We start from the raw sequence: 18,612 nt of genomic DNA, 5'->3' as shown, positions 1-18,612 counted from the left end.
CGACGAGAGGGAAAAAGCATGGCCGCGATTTCCCGACCAACGTCTTTGCCAGGTCCTGGATGTCAGCGAACGAGGTTTTCGGGCCTATCGCAGCCGCCCGGCCAGTCAAAGGCAGCGAGAATCACAGGTTCTTGGGCCGCGCAGCGAGCGGCGATTGTTTCGCCTGCACCCGTCCGTCCAATCAGTGCAAATCGGCCTGAGCCCTGGAACGCGCCGCCAGAGTGTGATCGGGACACCGAATTCGTTTCCTTCATTCGTTGGGAAAGGACTTGTTTGCCCAGCCCAAACTTTTGCAGTCGGCCACCGGCTTCTCAAAAAAACGCTCCACGTCGGCGCGCAAGAACAGATGCCCGAAGGTTTCGCCGTCAGAAGTGAATGGCTCAACACCCCCGGCCTGTAACTGCGCCACCAGCGTTCTCCAGAAACCATTGTATTCATCAGCCAGGGTTTTTTGCGTGAAGAATCGTTGGTGAAATGCGGCGATATCATCTTCGGTCACGTAGAAACGCTTGGTTCCATTGCGGGAGATCGTTTCATGGCTCGCCGGGGTATGCCCCGCATGCACCAGCCTCTGAAAGGCTTGACCTTCTCTCATTCCCACGGAACGCCCGAACGCCGCGGCGGTGGAGACGACCTCCGTCGGAAGCTTGGAGTGAGCTTCGGTCTGCGCCCCGCTATCCACCGCGAACTGGTCTATCTCAACCTTGGACACGCATAGCGCCCTGTATCCATCAAGACCATGCCATCGAGCGACCCGCAGGCGTCCATCCCGAATTGCGTGGACTATGCGGCCAACGCCCAATCCGGTCCTCGCGTTCGCCTGTTGTACTAACTCCCACTGGTCCTGGTCTTCGACGACACCAATCACCAATGCGTTCAGTTCCCTCATTAGATCGGTACCATCTTGCAGTCGCCAAGGCGATTTTACTTTCGGTATATTTGTTCTGGGAACTAGAACCCGGTCCTCAACCAGTGACCTGAACTGAGACTTGGTCGCCCCCATCGCGTTTCTTATTTCGTCAGAACCAACGAGCGTTGGGATCTCGGCGAGCAAGGACGCATGCTGAAGCGCGTCGAATGTCTTGCGCGCCGCCGGCCTTCCGTCTGCCTTGTCGTAAGCCCCTGCCTCAACGAGGAACTGATCCAAAAGAGGTTCGCCCACACCCGTTTCCTTTGCTGCTGAGGTTAGCGAATGCAGGCGCCGATCAGGAAGAGTGCGGCCCAGGATCTCCTGATCGGCTGCGACTGGCCAGATCAGGATGATCCGTTCCCACAGGATTCGTCTGAAGTCATCAAACGCATCCTCATTGAGGTGAGCGCGTGCAAGGCCTCCAAAAAGCGCGCCAAAAGCCTTGTTGGGCAAATCACCCGCGAGTGGGGCAAGAGCCGCAAGTTTGTCCAATGCGTTGTCGATTGCATCCCTGCCGCCCGTTGCAATTTCAAACCCGACTTTCTGTGCAGCTCTCAGACGGGCGGCAACATGAACATCTGGATACTCAGGAAGCCGCAATAGTTCCGAACCAAGAAGCCGGCAGAAGGTCGTAGCAGCGTAGAGAGTTTGTCCCGCCAACCAAGTGTCATCACGTCCACTTTCAAGTCGCTGATCAAGCCATAGATCGTATGCACTGGGAGATGATCGCCCTTGTTCAAGATTGCCTTTGAGCAGGTCCTCCAGGATTTCCGAAAGCCGGGTGCTGATATCAAAGCGTTCTGTCGGTGTTTGGCGCCTCCAAAGTGGGATCAGCGCATGTTGGTGTCGAACGCAGGCCGATACTTCGCGAAACTGCCAATCCCCCCTTATTGCCATAGCTTCCAGGGGTCTGCTCGGATTTGCATTTGCGTCATCTCGAAGGCAAACTGGGCAGCCTCGGACCAAGGGATTCTTGAGCGCGCGGGATACGAATTTTTCGTCGCGGAAGATCATCCTTACATCGCCGGACTTCTCGCCCGTCCAGCTGACAAGCGCAGCAAGCGCGTGATCGTCCTACGCGGCTATTTCAGCGATGATATGCAAGGCCTCAGGGTCCAAGTTGAGGAGCTTCTTCATGGAAAAACCCATGTCGACGCAGAAGTTCTTCAAATCGACACGGTTCATCGCCGCCATTCGAGATACATACGAAGGCAGGGTTTCTCGGTGAACTGGCGCCGGTTTTAACGAGAGCTGTCGCATTGAATGGGCTTTGTTCTTTTTTGCAGGGCATGTAAAGACTCAACTATTTGGCATGCGATGGCATCTGCGAACAATCAATGAGTAAACCAATTTCGTCCGACGACCGTGATCGTATTCGCTGGTGCCAGTTCCATTTTGCGTTGCCGCCCGAGGGCGTAGCGACGCGGTTCCCTACGAATGACGCCGCAGTGAGTCGAGTTTTGGAGGTCAGATGGCCGTCGGGCGTGATGTGTTTGCGATGTGGATCGGCGGCCATCTTGCATTTTGAGGCGCGAAAAAAATTTCACTGCCAAAAGTGCAGGCTCCAGTTCTCTGCGAAAACCGGAACTATCCTTCATGGAAGCAACCTGCCGATCCGCAAGTGGCTATTGGCGGCTGAGTACATCATCACCTGTCACGCGCGAGGCCGAGCTGCAGATTTGCTCACATCGCATCAGCTGAAAGATCGCATCGGGTTGTCTTACAAGGTCGCTCATGCGCGCCGCAAGGATCTGGTGAACGATCTCACCGCGACCACGCCTGGACTGATATCCAACTGCATTTGCGTCGAGCCAGTCCGACTGCCACCAGATTTGGTGCCGTGGTCACACGAGCACCTGATGTGGTGCCGCCAGCAAATGAAGAAGAAGCCGGTATAGACAGCTGCTTCTCAAAAGGGACATTTTCTTCTCAGAAAAATTCGCCAGGCGGTATAAAGGTGAAATTTTTCCTCCTAGTTGAATTTTAGAAGGAGGAACAAAAACCTCAGAACCATGAAGGAGAACTGACCGAGGGCGGATTTCAAGCCGCTCTTTGAAACCTGAGCGAAAAGAGTTGGCCCCGAGAAATTCGCAGTAAGCAATTGTTATTGCGATATATTTTTTCTGGACTCGATTTGGACGGAGTGTTTACGTTCGTCTCACACAGAAGATCGCCCCTGAATTCCAGAGGTGAAACCGAAAGGATATGAATGGAGACAAGAGAGAAATGAGAAAAGGGGCTGATCGCTGGCACGATCAAACCCCTGCGACTGGAAAACCAGCCTAGTCTGCTTATCGACGGTATCTGAAGTACCTGCTTTAGACAACGGCTTTCCGGCTTCTTACGTGGATGGTTGCGCTTTCCGTGGCGTCTTTCAGGGAAAGCGGGCGCCGCACGCTCTTTCGATATGTGCAGGTTTCCGGACCCCCCAAAAAACCGGCCTACCCCCCTCACAAAAGACAGAAGCGCATTTCCCGTTGAAATGCGAACGGAGAATTTATGTCAAACGATCGCCACGAAGCAGATCACCATGCCTATGCCAACTCGACGTTCGGGCCGCCGCCTCTGGCGGATCCTGACGCCCCGTTTCGCGTTGAAAATTCCCACCTGATGAAGATGGAACTCGGCAAATCCAGCAGTTCGTGCAAGCTGTCGTTTGTGACGCGGCTCAACCGCCGGGCGGTTTTGCAGGAATTTTGGTGCGCGTCTTATGAAGAAGCCGCTGTCTACCAAAACCTCGCTGCGCACAGCGATGTTGTCAACTTCAAGGAACAGCTGACTCGCGTTGATTTTGTCGGTGGTAACGGCAAACCGACCTATACCAAGGTCGATGCCCATCTGCTGCTGAAAGACATGAACGAGGTGTTGTTCTCGGTCAAGTATGACACGAAAGCCCGCCGAAAGTCTTACATCGAAGAGATCGCAAACATCGCAGGTCAGTGCAGCCGTCAGGTTGCCGATCGGTTCAATCTGGGCTCGCGCTACGCGTTTCACCCTGTTTATCGGAAATGTGCCGCGGAAATTCACAAAGCTCGGCGTGGATGGGACCCGGAATCTGACCGCATCGTATTGGAGGCGGCAAACGATCTCGGCGGTGTCTTCAGCTTCGGCGGGTTGATCGATCGCTCAATGTTAGGTGCCAAGGGTTACCGCGCGGCGGTTCGCCTCATCGGTGATGGCGAGATCACAAAAAACATCTTGGATCCGTTTTGCCCAGAAACCCGTTGCCGGAGTGCGGCATGACCCTGTTCAAGAACCTGACTAGTTCTGACCGTGTTACTTTCGAGGGCTCTGATGTCTGGAAGGTAACTCCGAAAGTTGACCCCCAGACGAAAGAGATCACGCACTACGTCCTTGCGGTATACGCGGACTCCGATGCGCAGATCAGGACCTTCTGCCCGGACGAGATCACCTCATTGATCGAAGCTGAACGGCTCGTGATCGACCGCGGATACTATAGTCTGAAGCGTGTTGAAGATCGTCGGATGCAGGGCCGCAAAGAGCTTTATCTGGCTGGAAAAAAGCAACGGGAGGCCATTGGTCGTAAGGTCTTTCTCGCAGAACGCATGGCGCACTATCGTCGGTTAGGCATGACGCTTACGCGCGAGGGTGTCGGTATTTTCACTTCAAAGATCGATGCAGATTATCGGCAATTTCAAGCTCGCGTAAAATATGGAACCGAGAAGGCGAATTCATCTCAGTCGCTGCACCCGCTTCCCTGCAGCGATACATTGCTGGGTTATCTTAGAAAATATGAGAATGCCGACTGCTACCCCAATGTGTTTAATACGAAGCGCGTCTCCGCTCAAAAGCCAGTTTTTGCGAATGATGATTTCAATTTCGTCATGAATATCCTGCGCGACTACGCGCGTGGTGGACCTGGTTCCGAGGATAGCCGCCCGGTTGGCAGGTCTTCAAAACGGGAAATTGCACAGCGTGCCGTCAAAGAAGTGGCTGAGGAAAACGCGCGCCGGGCCAAGCAGGGCCCTCTCAAGCTGATTCCTATGAAAAGCGTGAGAACGTATGAGCGCTACATCGACGAATATCTCGACCCGTTCACAGTTGTTCTGCAGCGAGAGGGCCTCGCAGCAGCTATTCGGAAATTCGGCATGTCTGAGGCTGGCATGTCCATCAGTACGGTTGGTGAGAATGTCCAATTCGATGCTTGGTGTTTCCATGTCGTCACCCTTGATGTGACCCGGGCCGAGTATCAAAGGATGACAGAAGAGGAGCGCGCGAAAGTGAAGCGCGTGCGCCGCTGGGTGGTCGTCGCGATCGACGTCGCGTCGAGGATTATCCTGGGATACTCAATTTGTCGGAGCCCAAACCAGAAGGCGGCACTCGAAGCTCTCCGGTCTTGCTTTATGGACAAGACATACTTGTTTCGGAACGCGGGCATTACAGACTCGGACTGGAACCATGTCTGTCCGATCCAGCTCGTCTCGACGGATTCAGGCTCTGAATTCGGCAAGCATCCTTTCGGCGGCGCTGAGTTTTCTGCGGCGGTAAAGCGGCTCCATAGTTCGTTCATGAACACAACCGCCGGGGTGGCAAACCTGCGTGGTCATATCGAAAGGTGGTTTCGGACCTGTGAATTGAAGTTCGCCAGAACCTTGCCGGGTTGGACTGCGAGCATGCCATCGAAACTGAACGATCGAAAACCGCACGAAGAGGCGTGCGTTACGGATGATGAGCTTGACCTGCTCTTCGTCATCTTTATCGCCGAATACCACAACACGCCGCACCGGGGACTGAATGGGAAAACGCCTGCGACGGCTTGGGAAGAACTGATCCAGGATATCGCTTATGATCCAATGCAGATCCCAGGCCCGCAGGACCTTCGTGAAGCTTGTGGGTTCTCGACCACTGCAAGGGTAACGCACGAAGGCATTCGCTACGCCGGTACGACTTACCTCAACGAATTTATTCGGAACGATCGGAAAACACGGGTAGCAGATCGGGTCGCCGCTCCAGATGGAACGGTGGAAATCATCGTCGATCCGATGGACATGGGTGCCATTTCCGTAGTGGGTCATGGTGATACGATTTCCGTTCCTGCATTGGACAGTTCATTGCGCGGCAAGACCCTTCGGCAGTGGCAGGAAGAACGCCAGCTGAGGCGAGCCGAGGCGGCTCTGGACGGCCAACGTCGCAGTGGCGCTCGTGACGAAGCACAGCGGCTTCGCGCGGGACTCGTCGGCAAGATTATGCGTGGCAACGACATGGGAATGACTGGCTACACCCAAACCGAATTGGATCGTGCGAGCCTCGAGTTGTCTTTCGGAAAGGGCTCGAATGAGGAACCTTTCGTCGGACGGGATGAATATGACGATCCCATTTACGGCGGTTTCGAGATGGATGCCAGTGATGTCGCTGATGAAGCCGAGGTCACGCAGGACGCAGACGTAGAGGACGAACACGGGGTCAACTCGGTGGTTCTCCCGGACGAGCCCGGTAGTCTCGACCGATTCCGGACCAGCAAGAAATTCTCTCGTTAAGCAGATGAAAGAGGAGCTCCTACCATGACGTCGGATGCTATGATCGCGACCTTTGAGAAACAGAAAAAACAGGCTCAGCTAAGCGTTAGCCTAAAGAAACCTTACTTTGAAACTAAGGTTTTCGAGGACTTTAGGGCGCGCGTTTTCAAAGTTCTGTTGGAGCGTGATGAGTTCATCCGCAACGGTATCAGGGAAGTTCAAGGCGCCGCGTTGATTGGCCCGCCCGGCATTGGCAAGACACGAATGGTCGAGCAGATTTCCGCAGACTTTAGGCAATTGGTAGCTAAAACCGGTGGGCTAGAATTCGGCTCGAACTTTTGGAGTGTGACTATTCCGAGCCGGGCAACCGTGAAAGAAATCTGCGAACTGATCTTGCGCCAATTGGGCTATCCCATCTCACCTACATCTAGGCGCAACCCAGATTATCTGATCGGCCTTGTGCGCAGTCGATTGAAAGATCGGGACGTCGCCGCCCTTCACCTCGATGAGGTACAGGACAGCGGTCGGTACACGACCAACAACACCATGAAGCAGATCACGTCGAACTTTCGGAATTTGATGCAGGACGATGATTGGCCAGTTAGCTTGATCGTCACCGGAACCATGGAGGCAAAGGCCATTATCAATGACAACGACACGTTTTTGAGGCGGCTTGAGCCAATCGAAGTTCTGCCCATGGAGTTCAGCGAAGAAGGAGTTGCTCTGAAGACAGCGGGCAAGGAGTTGCTGAAGAAGGCTGGAGTACTCGATGATGGTCTGTTGGATGAGGATGAGTTCATTCGGATTCTGATGCACGCATCCGCACAGCGGTTTGGCATTGCCATCGAAATCTTGATTTCTGCGATCAGCAGCGCCGGGATGTCGAAGCCAAAAACCATTTCCTTCGAACACTTTGCGAAAAGCTATTACGAAAGGATGAACTGCGATGATGCACTTAATCCCTTCCTCAGTCGTGATTGGCGAAGCATTGATACGACGATTGCGATGGACAGGCACATCAAAGAATCAAGGCAGACCCGCAGGAAACCTCGGCAGAGATAACCCGCCAGGATCAAAGATATTCAAGCCGCTCAGAGATGAGCGGCTTTTTTCTTGAGAAAATCGAAGAAAACGAACGGTTTGGGAATGTCGTAAGACGGAATTTAGATGTCGCGGGGCCGGAAAAGGGAATGTCGCGCCGAAGATATTATCGTTTTATTACAATGGGTTGAAATCTTTTAGGAACAGACTTTGGATGTCGAACGTCAGATTTCGATGAACACGTCAGGCCGCAATGCGAGCTGTTTCTTCGCGGTTGTTGGGTGAGGTATGAAGGGCTGGACGAGGGGGTCATGCCAGCCCTTCTAAGGGGTCACAGAGTGGTAGTGTGTGTTCCTTAACCAAACATTAACCTGATTCACCATGTTCCGAAATTGGGGGATTCCCGTAGGACGGCCAATGCGCGGATTTCAGCGTGTGAGTTGCAGCTGGCGGATCGGGATCCGGGGTCATAACGCGAATTCTTCAGGATGATTTGGGGCCTGAGCCGTAAAAGCGCCAAGGTTGTGAAAAAGATATTGCAACCGGTTGCAAATAGAATCATTGTTGCGCGCAACAACAAGATTCGGGAGATCTGTATGTTGAACGTCGGATTGTTGGGTGCCGGGCGCATCGGGCGTGTTCATGCGCAGGCGATTGCATCGCATCGGGGCAGCAAACTCGTTGCTGTTTCCGATGCCTTGCCCGAGGCCGCGGCCAGCCTTGCCAGCGATCATGGGGCCGCGGCGCGCAGTTCCGAAGAGATCATTGCGGATCCGGAAATCGGCGCGGTTCTGATTGCAACTCCAACAGATACGCATTCTGACCTGATTGAAGCAGCGACAGGCGCAGGGAAAGCCGTCCTGTGTGAAAAGCCCGTTGATTTGGACCTGAAGCGCGCCACGGAATGTCTGAATTCGGTCTCGGAACGCGGCAAGCCGGTCATGATAGGGTTCAATCGGCGATTTGATCCCAATTTTGCGACCTTGAAGGCGGGTTTGGATGCGGGTGACATCGGTAAGGCAGAGCTCTTGTCGATCACATCGTTTGACCCGGCGCCGCCACCGGTCAGCTACGTAAAGGTGTCTGGCGGTTTGTTTCGGGACATGATGATTCATGATTTTGACATGGCGAACTTCCTGATGGGGGACGTTCCCGAAACAATCTCGGCGGTTGGGTCTTCGCTTGTGGATGCCGAAATTGGCGCCGCGGGGGATGTGGATACAGCGGCAGTTACAATGACTTACGCGGATGGCCGCATCGCGGTCATCAAGAATTCGCGGCGCGCGGCCTATGGCTATGACCAGCGGGTCGAACTGCTGGGCTCCCAGGGGTTGCTACAGGCTCAGAACATGCTGGAAAACACTGTCGTCAAGTCAACGGCGGACGGTGTCGTGGGTGCCAAGCCGACCTATTTCTTCCTGGAACGCTACATGCCTGCATACCGCGTGGAATGGGCCGCATTTGTCGACGCTGTTGAAAGTGGGTCCGAAGTTCCGGTCACGCTGAAGGACGGTGTTGCAGCGCTGGCGATGGCCGAGGCCGCAACCCTGTCGGCGCGGGCAGGAAAACCGGTACGGATGGAAGAAATTTTGAAACCGGTTGCAAAATGATTGAAATACTTCAAACTAACGGCAGCTCGGCCCAGCGCCGCAGCCACTGAGATTCGGCACAGCCGGATGATCGGGGCTGGTACCCCGACAGAAGATCAGACTGAACCATTGGGAGGAAACTGAAATGAAGAAATTCGTTAAAGGCGCGCTTGCTGCGGGGGCACTGGCCTTGGCCACACCTGCACTTGCGCAGGAAATCGTGGTCGTGTCGCATGGCCAGGCCAATGACGCATTCTGGAACGTTGTGAAGAACGGTGTTGAGCAGGCCGGAAAAGATGTCGGTGTCAACGTGGAATATCGTGCACCTGAGACCTTTGACATGGTTGCCATGTCGCAGCTGATCGACGCAGCCGTGAACCAGGAGCCTGACGGGCTGATCGTCTCGATCCCGGATGCCGATGCGCTTGGCCCCTCGATCGAACGTGCGGTTGCCGCCGGTATCCCGGTGATCTCGATCAACTCGGGTGCGGAAGTGGCCAAGGAACTGGGCGCTCTGCTGCATGTGGGTCAGGACGAATATGATGCGGGAAAGGCGGCTGGTGAAGAGCTGGCCTCGATGGGTGGAACGAATGCGATCTGTGTCAACCACGAGGTTGGCAACGTATCACTTGACCTGCGCTGTGAAGGCTTCACCGAGGGGTTCGGCGGAAAAGTAACCGTTCTGCCGACCTCGAACGATCCGTCCGAGATCGAGTCCAAAGTTGCCGCCGCGCTGGCCGCTGACGAAAGCGTCGATACCGTTATGGCGCTGGGCGCAAGCTCGGCCGGCGAGCCTTCGGTCGCCGCAGCCAAAGCCTCGGGGCGGGATTTGAATGTTGCCTCGTTCGACCTGTCGGCCAACTTCCTCCAGTCAATCGTGGATGGTGACGCGGCCTTTGCCATTGACCAGCAGCAGTATCTTCAGGGCTACCTGTCGGTGAACTTCATGGGTCTGCACGCCAAATACGGCCTGATGCCGGGCGGCGACGTGCCTTCGGGTCCGAACCTGATCACTCAGGACAAGGCCGCACAGGTCATCGAACTGTCCGCGCAGGGTATCCGCTGATTTTGGCGCCATCCGACAAACAACAGGATCGGCGCCAACGCGCCGGTCTCACCGAATTGGGAGGAAACCATGAGTGAATCAGCGCCCGTCCTGTCGGACGAAAGGGTCAAGAAAGAACCATTCTTGACCAAACTGATGAAAAGACCCGAGCTGGGCGCCATTGCAGGTGCGGTTCTGGTATTCGTGTTCTTTGCGATTACCGCAGATGAATCGATGTTCACTCTGGCCGGTGTCATGAACTTCATGACCCCCGCGGCACAGTTGGGTATCCTGGCGATCGGTGCGGCACTACTGATGATCGGTGGAGAGTTCGACCTGTCGATCGGATCGATGGTCGCGTTCTCGGGGCTGTTTTTCGGCGTCTGCGTCGTGACCTGGCAATTGCCGCTGATCTTTGCCATCCCGATGACATTCGTATTTGCGGCCTGTGTCGGTGCGATTAACGGCAATATCGTGATCCGTTCTGGCCTGCCTTCGTTCATTGTAACCCTGGCGTTTCTGTTCATCCTTCGTGGCCTGTCACTGGTGGGTCTTAAAATGGCGACAGGCGGTTCGACCCAGCTGCGCGGCGTGCGCGACGCGGTCGAAAACGACTGGCTGGCCCCCTTCTTTTCGGGCGAAGCATTCGGTAGCCTGTTCGCATGGCTGGCCGCCAACGGCATGATCGATACATTCAAAAGCGGCGCGCCCAAGGTCCCGGGTATTCCGGTCGAAATCCTGTGGTTCATCGTCATTACACTGGCGGCGACCTACGTGCTGCTGCGTACCCCGGTGGGGAACTGGATTTTCGCCTCGGGTGGTGACAGCACGGCTGCATCCAATTCGGGTGTACCGGTGAACCGCGTCAAGGTTTCACTGTTCATGCTGACGGCGTGCTGTGCCGCCCTTGTGGCGATCATTACCGTCATGGACGCAGGCTCGACCGATGCGCGGAGGGGGTTCCAGAAAGAATTCGAGGCGATCATCGCCGCGGTGATCGGCGGCTGTCTGCTGACCGGCGGATACGGCTCGGCCATCGGGGCTTTCTTCGGCTCGATCATCTTTGGAATGGTCGTCATCGGACTGACCTATACCGACTTTGATCAGGATTGGTTCCAGGTCTTCCTGGGTGCCATGCTGTTGATTGCCGTTCTGTTCAACAACGCGATCCGCAAGCGCGTAACCGGGGAGCGCTGATATGACCGAAGACACCAAGTTCCACCATGGCGATGCCGTCGATGACCAGGCGCCCATCGTTCAGATGAAAGACATCGAAAAGCACTTTGGCAATATCATCGCACTTGCTGGCGTCAGCTTTGACGTCAAGCCCGGGGAATGCCATTGCCTGCTGGGCGACAACGGCGCGGGTAAGTCCACCTTCATCAAGACCATGTCCGGGGTACACAAACCCACCAAGGGCGAGATTCTGTTCGAAGGTCAGCCGCTGCATTTCGACACGCCGCGCGACGCGATGGAAGCGGGCATCGCGACCGTGTTTCAGGATCTTGCGATGATCCCGCTGATGAGCGTGACGCGCAATTTCTTCATGGGGCGCGAACCCACCAAGGGCAAAGGGTTGCTCAAGCGGTTCGATGTGGATCATGCAAACGAAGTCTGCATGGAAGAGATGCGCAAGATGGGCATCAATCTGCGCGCACCGGATCAGGCGGTTGGGACGTTGTCCGGCGGCGAACGTCAGACGGTGGCCATCGCGCGGGCGGTGTATTTCGGCGCCAAGATCCTGATCCTCGACGAACCGACCTCGGCGCTTGGTGTGCGTCAGACGTCGAATGTTCTTGCCACGATCGACCGGGTGCGCAGCCAGGGTGTCGGCGTGGTTTTCATCAGCCACAACGTGCGCCATGCGCTGGCGGTGGGTGATCGTTTTACCGTACTGAACCGCGGCAAAACTCTGGGCACTGCCAAACGCGGTGAAATCACACCCGAAGAGTTGCAGGACCTGATGGCCGGCGGTCAGGAAATGGCCGAGCTTGAGGGATCGCTGGGCGGTACTGTCTAAAGCAAAACACTCGGATGCCCCCAAGGGGGCATCCATCGGGCGGTGGCACCTGACGCCACTCTGATTTCAGGCTCTGGCAAAAGGCCTGACACCTTCGCAAATGAGAAAACCCGCGGACCGCCGATGGCGGCTCCGAGTTGAAAGGGATCATGATGAGCAAAACAGTCCGATTGACCGCGGCGCAGGCTCTGGTGCGCTATCTCGGGGCGCAGATGAACGAGGCCGGAGAGCCGTTCATCGCAGGTGTGTGGGCGATCTTCGGCCATGGCAACGTGGCAGGTCTGGGCGAGGCGCTGCATGGGGTGAAAGACAGTCTTCCCACCTATCGCGGTCACAACGAACAGACCATGGCACACAGTGCGATTGCTTATGCCAAGCAGTTGGGCCGGCGGCGCGCCATGGCGGTGACATCGTCGATCGGACCGGGGGCTACCAACATGGTCACGGCCGCTGCTCTGGCCCACGTGAACCGTCTGCCTGTTTTGTTGCTGCCTGGCGATGTATTTGCGACGCGCGGCCCCGATCCGGTTTTGCAGCAACCCGAAGTGTTCTCGGATGGAACCATCAGTGCGAATGATTGTTTCAGACCGGTCAGCCGGTATTTCGACCGCATCACCCGCCCGGAACATCTGCTGACGGCTCTGCCGCGTGCCTTCCGCACGATGACGGACCCGGCGGATTGCGGCCCGGCGACGCTGGCCTTTTGTCAGGATGTGCAGGCCGAAGCATATGACTATCCCGAAAGCTTCTTTGAGCCGCGCGTCTGGTATCAGCGCCGCATTCGCCCGGATGAGGGGGAACTGGCGCGCGCCGTTGCCGCGATCAAGGCCGCCAAGCGTCCCGTTATCGTTGCCGGCGGAGGTGTGCATTATTCGGACGCAACCGCCACGTTGCAGCGTTTTGCCGAGGCACACAATGTCCCCGTGGCCGAGACACAGGCCGGCAAGTCCGCATTGGCCTGGGATCATCCGCTCAACCTTGGTCCTGTTGGTGTGACCGGGGGCGAACCTGCCAACGACATTTGCGCAAGGGCGGATCTTGTGCTGGGCGTCGGCACCCGGTTTCAGGACTTCACCACCGGGTCATGGGGTTTGTTCGCGAACCCCGAGCGCGAGTTGATCAGCTTGAACACTGCCGCCTATGACGCCGAAAAGCACGGAGCGATGCCGTTGCAGGCCGACGCTCGGGTTGGTCTGGATGAGCTCAGAGAAGCGCTGGGCGGCCATCGCGCGCCGGATCTACCTGCGGCATTGAAATCTGATTGGTTTGGCAAAGTTGATGCGCTGACGGATGCCCCGACGGACAGCAATGCGCTGCCAACGGATATGCAGGTGATCGGCGCCGTGCAGCGGGCCGCCAAGGAAAACACTGTTGCGATGTGCGCTGCCGGCACGATGCCGGGTGAGCTGCACAAGCTTTGGAAGGCACCACGCCCCGGTGCCTATCACATGGAATATGGTTTCAGCTGCATGGGGTACGAGATCGCTGGTGCCATGGGCATCAAGATGGCCCAGCCCGACCGCGACGTGATCTGCTTTACCGGTGACGGCACTTATATGATGGCCAACTCGGAAATGGCGACGGCGGCGATGATGGGGATTTCGTTCACTGTTGTCGTCACGGACAACCGCGGGTTTGGGTGCATCAACCGTCTGCAAATGGGGACAAGCGGGGCCGAGTTCAACAACCTTCTCGACCACACTGTGCACGAGACAAAATCAGCCATCGATTTTGCCGCCCATGCGGCAGCGATGGGGGCGACTTCGGTCAAAGTCAGTTCGATTGCCGAACTTGAAGACGCGCTGGCCAAACGCGATGAGGTCAAAGGCCCCTATGTCGTGGTGATCGACACCGATCCCTACCCATCGACCGAATATGGCGGAACCTGGTGGGAAGTGGCGGTGCCCGAGGTCAGCACCCGCCCCGAAGTGAATGAAAAGCGCGCGGCCTATGAAGCAGCCATCAAGGAAAGAAACACGAAATGAGCGTGAAGATCGGCATCTCTCCGATTGCCTGGCAGAATGACGACCTGCCGGACCTGACCGCAGCTTACACGATGGAGCAGGCGCTGAAAGAAGCGCGCGAGATCGGCTATACAGGTGTCGAACGAGGCCAGAGGATGCCCGCCGACACCGAAGGGTTGCGGGCCTATCTGGACGCAAATGACATCGCGCTGTGCGGGGGGTGGTGCTCGGGCAGCACGCTGGTCAACGACCTGCACGCCGAGATCGCCGTGGTGCGTGAACAGGTCGAACAATTCGTTGCGCTGAACAGCCCGTGCATCGTCTATTCCGAATGTTCCAATACCGTCCAGGGACAGATCGGAACGCCTGTCAATGATCGCCCCAAATTGTCGCGGGACGAGGTTCTGGCCTATGCGGGCAGGCTGACCGAACTTGCCAAGTGGATGGCAGATCAGGGCATGCCCATGGCCTATCACCATCACATGGGCACGATCATCGAAAGTGAAGATGAGGTGAACTGGCTGATGGAGGGGTCAGGCCCCGAATTGAGCCTGTGTTTCGATACGGGCCATCTGCTGTTTGGTGGCGGCGATGTGATGGCCACGCTGAACCGTTGGGGCGATCGGGTGCATCATGTGCATTTCAAGAATATCCGCCCTGAAATCGTACAGGACACGCGTGAGAACAATCGCAGTTTTCTGGATGCGGTGATCGCGGGCGCGTTCACCGTGCCGGGTGACGGTTGCATAGACTTTCAGGCCGTGGCCAATGCACTGAAAGCAATGGATTACAACGGCTGGATCGTGGTCGAGGCAGAGCAGGACCCGGTTAAGGCGCCGCCCTATGAGTACTCGAAAATGGGCTATGACCACATCGTCGAGGTCTGCGGCAAGGCCGGGCTGAAGATCACCTCATAGATCACCACCACAACGGGGCAACACCGAAGCCATCAGAGAGGAGCACGTCATGGTACAACAGGACCTTGGATATGTCGGCTATTTCGACCGGGAATCCTGTGATCTGGATGAATTCAAGGTGTTGACCTCTCAGACTCTTTCCGCCGAGACGGTGACTTTTGCCGCCTCGGTCGAAAAGAACGTGCCCGTCTATGATATGCAGGCACTGAGCCCCGGTTTGGAACGGCCTGATACGCGCAGGACCTTGCTGGCGGAATGGGGCCGGGTGCTGGGCAAATCCGCCGGTGTGATCGCCCTGAAAGGGGCGTATCCCGACACGTCGATCATTGATCGGGCGACGGATGTGTTTCGTGAAATCATCGAAGAAGAACGCCAGGGTGGCGCCGGTGAGGGCGATCATTTTGCCGCCTCGGGCGCGAATGACCGGGTGTGGAACGCGCTGCAAAAGCAATGCCTGCGCGACCCCGAGGGCTTTGTGCTCTATTTCGGGAACACGGCGATTGCGGCGGCATGTGAAGCATGGCTTGGCCCGAACTATCAGGTGACCGCTCAGATCAATCAGGTGCGTCCCGGTGGCAAGGCGCAACAGGCGCATCGGGATTATCACCTTGGGTTTCAAAGCGCCGAAAGCGCGGCCAGGTATCCCGCACAGGCTCATCTGGTGACGGCCTCGCTGACCCTGCAAGGGGCGGTTGCGCATTGTGACATGCCGGTGGAAAGCGGGCCGACCAAGTTGTTGCCGTTCTCGCAGCTCTACCCGCCGGGCTATCTGGCGTTCCACGATGAAGCACACCGGGCGCATTTCGAAGACAGCTGTATCCAGTTGCCATTGGAAAAGGGGGACGCGGTGTTCTTCAATCCGGCGCTGTTCCATGCGGCGGGCGCGAACAGCAGCGCCGACATCAATCGCATGGCAAACCTGCTGCAAATCTCATCCGCCTTCGGGCGCGCGATGGAGTCGGTGGATCGGCGGGCGATGTCCGAGGCGGTATTCCCATCTTTGATTGCTCTGAAACAACGGGGCGATCTGACGGTAGCAGAACTGGACGCGGTCATAGCGGCCACGGCAGAGGGCTATCCCTTCCCGACCAATCTGGACACGGACCCCCCGGTCGGGGGCAATGCGCCGGAAAGCCAGGCGGATATTCTGCGTCGCGCGGTTGCGGAAGGATGGACCGAGGCGCAGCTGGCCCAGTCCCTATCGGCCCGGAACCAAAGGCAAGCTGCCTGAATTCAACACAGGCGGGCACTCGGGGGCCGCCCAAGAAGGAGAACAAGAATGGCAGACCTGCTGAAGAAACCGATCGGAACCCACGGCAAGGTACATGACATCACTCCGTCAAGCGCTGGATGGAATTATGTGGGCTTTGGGCTTTATCATCTAAAGGCCGGGGATCGCGCAAACGAAGTGACCGCGGATCGTGAAGTCATTCTGGTGATGGTCGAAGGCAAGGCGCGGATCACCGGGGCCAGGCAGGATTGGGGCGTTCTGGGTGACCGGATGAGTGTATTCGAAAAAACACCGCCGCATTGCCTGTATCTGCCCAACGGAACCGAGTGGGAGGCCGTGGCGGAAACCGACTGCGTTGTGGCCATCTGTTCGGCGCCGGGTAAGGGCGGTCATACGGCGCGTCGGATTGGACCTGATGGCATAACCCTGACCGAACGCGGCAAAGGGGTAAATACGCGATACATCAACAATATCGCCATGGAGAATGAGGACTACGCAGACAGCCTGCTGGTGACCGAGGTGTTCACGCCGAACGGCCACTGGTCCTCCTATCCCAGCCACCGCCACGACGAGGATGACTATCCCCGCATCACCTATCTGGAAGAGACCTACTACCACCGCCTGAACCCGTCGAACGGGTTTGGGATCCAGCGGGTTTACACCGATGACGGCCACTTGGATGAGACGATGGCGGTATCCGATGGCGACGTTGTCACTGTCCCGCGTGGCCATCACCCTTGCGGTGCGCCCTATGGGTTCGAAATGTACTATCTGAACGTTATGGCCGGACCGCTGCGGAAATGGCGGTTCGTGCCGGCCCCCGAGGTCGAATGGATCATGGAGCGTGACGGATGAGCCATACTTTCGCCAATTACCCAAGCCTTGCAGGGAAGACGGTTTTCATCACCGGAGGCGCCGGCGGAATTGGCGCGGAAACCGTTCGGGCTTTTGCCGAACAGGGGGCAAAGGTTGGGTTTTTGGACCTCAACGCCGATGCCGGACTTGCTTTGCTTTCCGAGCTGGACGGAGAGCATGCATTCGCCCAATGCGATCTGCGCAACATTGACGAGATGAACGCCGCAATAGGGCAATTGGTGGAAGAGCTGGGCGACGCGGATGTGCTGGTGAACAACGCGGCCCGGGATGACCGGCACGACTGGCGTGACGTCACGCCCGACTATTGGGATGAGCGCATGGCGACCAATATCCGCCACATGTTCTTTGCCATTCAATCGGTGGCACCCGGAATGATAGCCAAGGGTGCAGGTTCGATCATCAATATCGGGTCGAATTCGTGGTGGGAGGCCGGGGCGGGTTTCCCTGCCTATGCCACCGCCAAATCCGCTGTGCATGGACTGACCCGCACCATGGCGCGCGAGCTGGGCGATCACCGCATCCGCGTCAACACGGTCGTGCCCGGCTGGATCATGACCCAGCGCCAGAAAGACCTGTGGGTCACGCCCGAGGCTCTGGCCAAGCAAGTGGATCGTCAGTGCCTGCCCGACCCGATCGACCCGGTTCATGTGGCGCGGATGGTGCTGTTTCTGGCCTCGGACGATGCAGCCATGTGCAGTGCCGGGAACTTCATGGTCGAAGGCGGGTCGATCTGAGCCCACACGTTCCGAAAGGCGGTTCGATGACTCAACCGTTCGAACTGGTAGCTTGCGCCGAGATGCTGTGGCTGGACAGGCCGATGGATTGGCGTGCCGCCCGGCTGGCCGAGATGGGGTTCGGCGTCGGGCTGTGGAACTGGCCGGAGCTCGATATTCCCAGGCTGGTCGCAACCGGCGCCAGTTTCACCATCATGAACGGCTATCTTCAGGGGCGGCTGGCTGATGATGACGGGGCCGAGATGCTGCTGGCCTCGGCCGCCGAAACAATTCGGGTCGGCAAGCGTCTGGGCGTTGCGCGTCTGAACCTGCACGGCACCGGGTTGGGTGACGGTGGCATACCGATCTGGCAGCATGACGTGGTCACAGGGCCGATGTGGCTGAAGGCCCGCGACACCCTGAACCGGATCTGTGATCTGGCCCAGGCTGAAGATGTGGTGTTCACGCTTGAAAACCTGAACCTGCTGGACCATCCTGGCTGTCCGTTCGGGTCAACGGCGGACGTGCTCGCCTTGGTTTCGTCGGTTGATCGTCCGCAGTTGCGGATCAATCTCGACCTCTACCATACCCAGATCGGCGAGGGGGATCTGATCCGCTGGTGTGAAAAATGCCTGCCCTGGATCGGAGAGGTGCAGGTGGCCGACAATCCCGGTCGGTGCGAGCCCGGAACCGGCGAGATCAACTATGCCGCCGTGGCGCGTGCGCTGAACGATCTGGGCTATCATGGCCCGGTCGGGATGGAAGCCTTCGCCGCAGGCGACCCGGAAGACGCGCTAAACGCCTTCCGGTCGGCATTCACGCTCTGAGC

General features: G+C 57.2%; 15 protein-coding genes and 1 pseudogene. 14 read left to right on the top strand and 2 right to left on the bottom strand.

The window, feature by feature from the left end; translation table 11 throughout:
- Positions 1 to 250: 250 nt before the first annotated feature.
- Entirely contained in the window at positions 251 to 1,570 is a 1,320-nt protein-coding gene (locus GOW04_RS14140; protein ID WP_254430155.1) for a hypothetical protein, read from the bottom strand.
- Positions 1,571 to 1,801: 231 nt separating this feature from the next.
- Positions 1,802 to 1,924 (bottom strand): annotated as a pseudogene (locus GOW04_RS22270) (hypothetical protein); the annotation flags it as partial.
- Positions 1,925 to 2,247: 323 nt separating this feature from the next.
- Here GOW04_RS22270 and GOW04_RS14130 point away from each other — a divergent pair.
- The 14 genes from GOW04_RS14130 (at position 2,248) to GOW04_RS14065 (ending at position 18,610) form a co-directional block, all read left to right on the top strand.
- Positions 2,248 to 2,808, top strand: coding sequence for a transposase (locus GOW04_RS14130; protein ID WP_171232970.1), 561 nt, complete (start codon positions 2,248 to 2,250; stop codon positions 2,806 to 2,808).
- A gap of 601 nt (positions 2,809 to 3,409) precedes the next feature.
- Complete coding sequence (locus GOW04_RS14125) at positions 3,410 to 4,153, top strand: hypothetical protein (protein WP_171232969.1); 744 nt, start codon at positions 3,410 to 3,412, stop codon at positions 4,151 to 4,153.
- Complete coding sequence (locus GOW04_RS14120; protein ID WP_171232968.1) at positions 4,150 to 6,408, top strand: DDE-type integrase/transposase/recombinase; 2,259 nt, start codon at positions 4,150 to 4,152, stop codon at positions 6,406 to 6,408. Before GOW04_RS14125 ends, GOW04_RS14120 begins: the two co-directional genes overlap by 4 nt.
- Before the next feature lie 24 nt (positions 6,409 to 6,432).
- Positions 6,433 to 7,449: an AAA family ATPase gene (locus GOW04_RS14115; RefSeq protein ID WP_171232967.1), complete on the top strand. Its 1,017-nt coding sequence runs from the start codon at positions 6,433 to 6,435 to the stop codon at positions 7,447 to 7,449.
- A 575-nt stretch (positions 7,450 to 8,024) separates the two neighbouring features.
- A complete protein-coding gene (gene iolG, locus GOW04_RS14110; RefSeq protein WP_171232966.1) occupies positions 8,025 to 9,038 on the top strand; it encodes an inositol 2-dehydrogenase in 1,014 nt (337 codons plus the stop codon).
- Between the two features lie 124 nt (positions 9,039 to 9,162).
- On the top strand, positions 9,163 to 10,083 hold the full coding sequence (locus tag GOW04_RS14105; RefSeq protein ID WP_171232965.1) for a sugar ABC transporter substrate-binding protein: 921 nt from the start codon (positions 9,163 to 9,165) through the stop codon (positions 10,081 to 10,083).
- Positions 10,084 to 10,152: 69 nt separating this feature from the next.
- Complete coding sequence (locus GOW04_RS14100) at positions 10,153 to 11,259, top strand: ABC transporter permease (protein ID WP_152459132.1); 1,107 nt, start codon at positions 10,153 to 10,155, stop codon at positions 11,257 to 11,259.
- Between the two features lies 1 nt (position 11,260).
- Positions 11,261 to 12,082, top strand: coding sequence for an ATP-binding cassette domain-containing protein (locus GOW04_RS14095; protein WP_152459131.1), 822 nt, complete (start codon positions 11,261 to 11,263; stop codon positions 12,080 to 12,082).
- Positions 12,083 to 12,234: 152 nt separating this feature from the next.
- A complete protein-coding gene (iolD, locus tag GOW04_RS14090; RefSeq protein WP_171232964.1) occupies positions 12,235 to 14,067 on the top strand; it encodes a 3D-(3,5/4)-trihydroxycyclohexane-1,2-dione acylhydrolase (decyclizing) in 1,833 nt (610 codons plus the stop codon).
- Entirely contained in the window at positions 14,064 to 14,963 is a 900-nt protein-coding gene (gene iolE, locus GOW04_RS14085) for a myo-inosose-2 dehydratase (RefSeq protein WP_171232963.1), read from the top strand. Before iolD ends, iolE begins: the two co-directional genes overlap by 4 nt.
- 49 nt (positions 14,964 to 15,012) lie before the next feature.
- Positions 15,013 to 16,194 carry a phytanoyl-CoA dioxygenase family protein gene (locus tag GOW04_RS14080; RefSeq protein WP_171232962.1) on the top strand — a complete coding sequence of 394 codons (1,182 nt, stop codon included), beginning with the start codon at positions 15,013 to 15,015 and terminating at the stop codon, positions 16,192 to 16,194.
- 48 nt (positions 16,195 to 16,242) lie between these two features.
- The gene (iolB, locus tag GOW04_RS14075; RefSeq protein WP_171232961.1) at positions 16,243 to 17,049 is read left to right on the top strand and encodes a 5-deoxy-glucuronate isomerase; all 807 of its coding nucleotides are present in this window, start codon (positions 16,243 to 16,245) and stop codon (positions 17,047 to 17,049) included.
- Positions 17,046 to 17,804 (top strand): SDR family NAD(P)-dependent oxidoreductase, encoded by a 759-nt coding sequence (locus tag GOW04_RS14070; protein ID WP_171232960.1) that lies wholly within the window; start codon positions 17,046 to 17,048, stop codon positions 17,802 to 17,804. Before iolB ends, GOW04_RS14070 begins: the two co-directional genes overlap by 4 nt.
- Positions 17,805 to 17,830: 26 nt before the next feature.
- The gene (locus tag GOW04_RS14065) at positions 17,831 to 18,610 is read left to right on the top strand and encodes a TIM barrel protein (protein WP_171232959.1); all 780 of its coding nucleotides are present in this window, start codon (positions 17,831 to 17,833) and stop codon (positions 18,608 to 18,610) included.
- Positions 18,611 to 18,612: the final 2 nt, after the last annotated feature.

It is taken from the genome of Ruegeria sp. HKCCA4812, from assembly GCF_013034245.1.
GTDB lineage: Bacteria > Pseudomonadota > Alphaproteobacteria > Rhodobacterales > Rhodobacteraceae > Ruegeria.
This window is presented reverse-complemented; position numbering and strand designations above follow the sequence as displayed.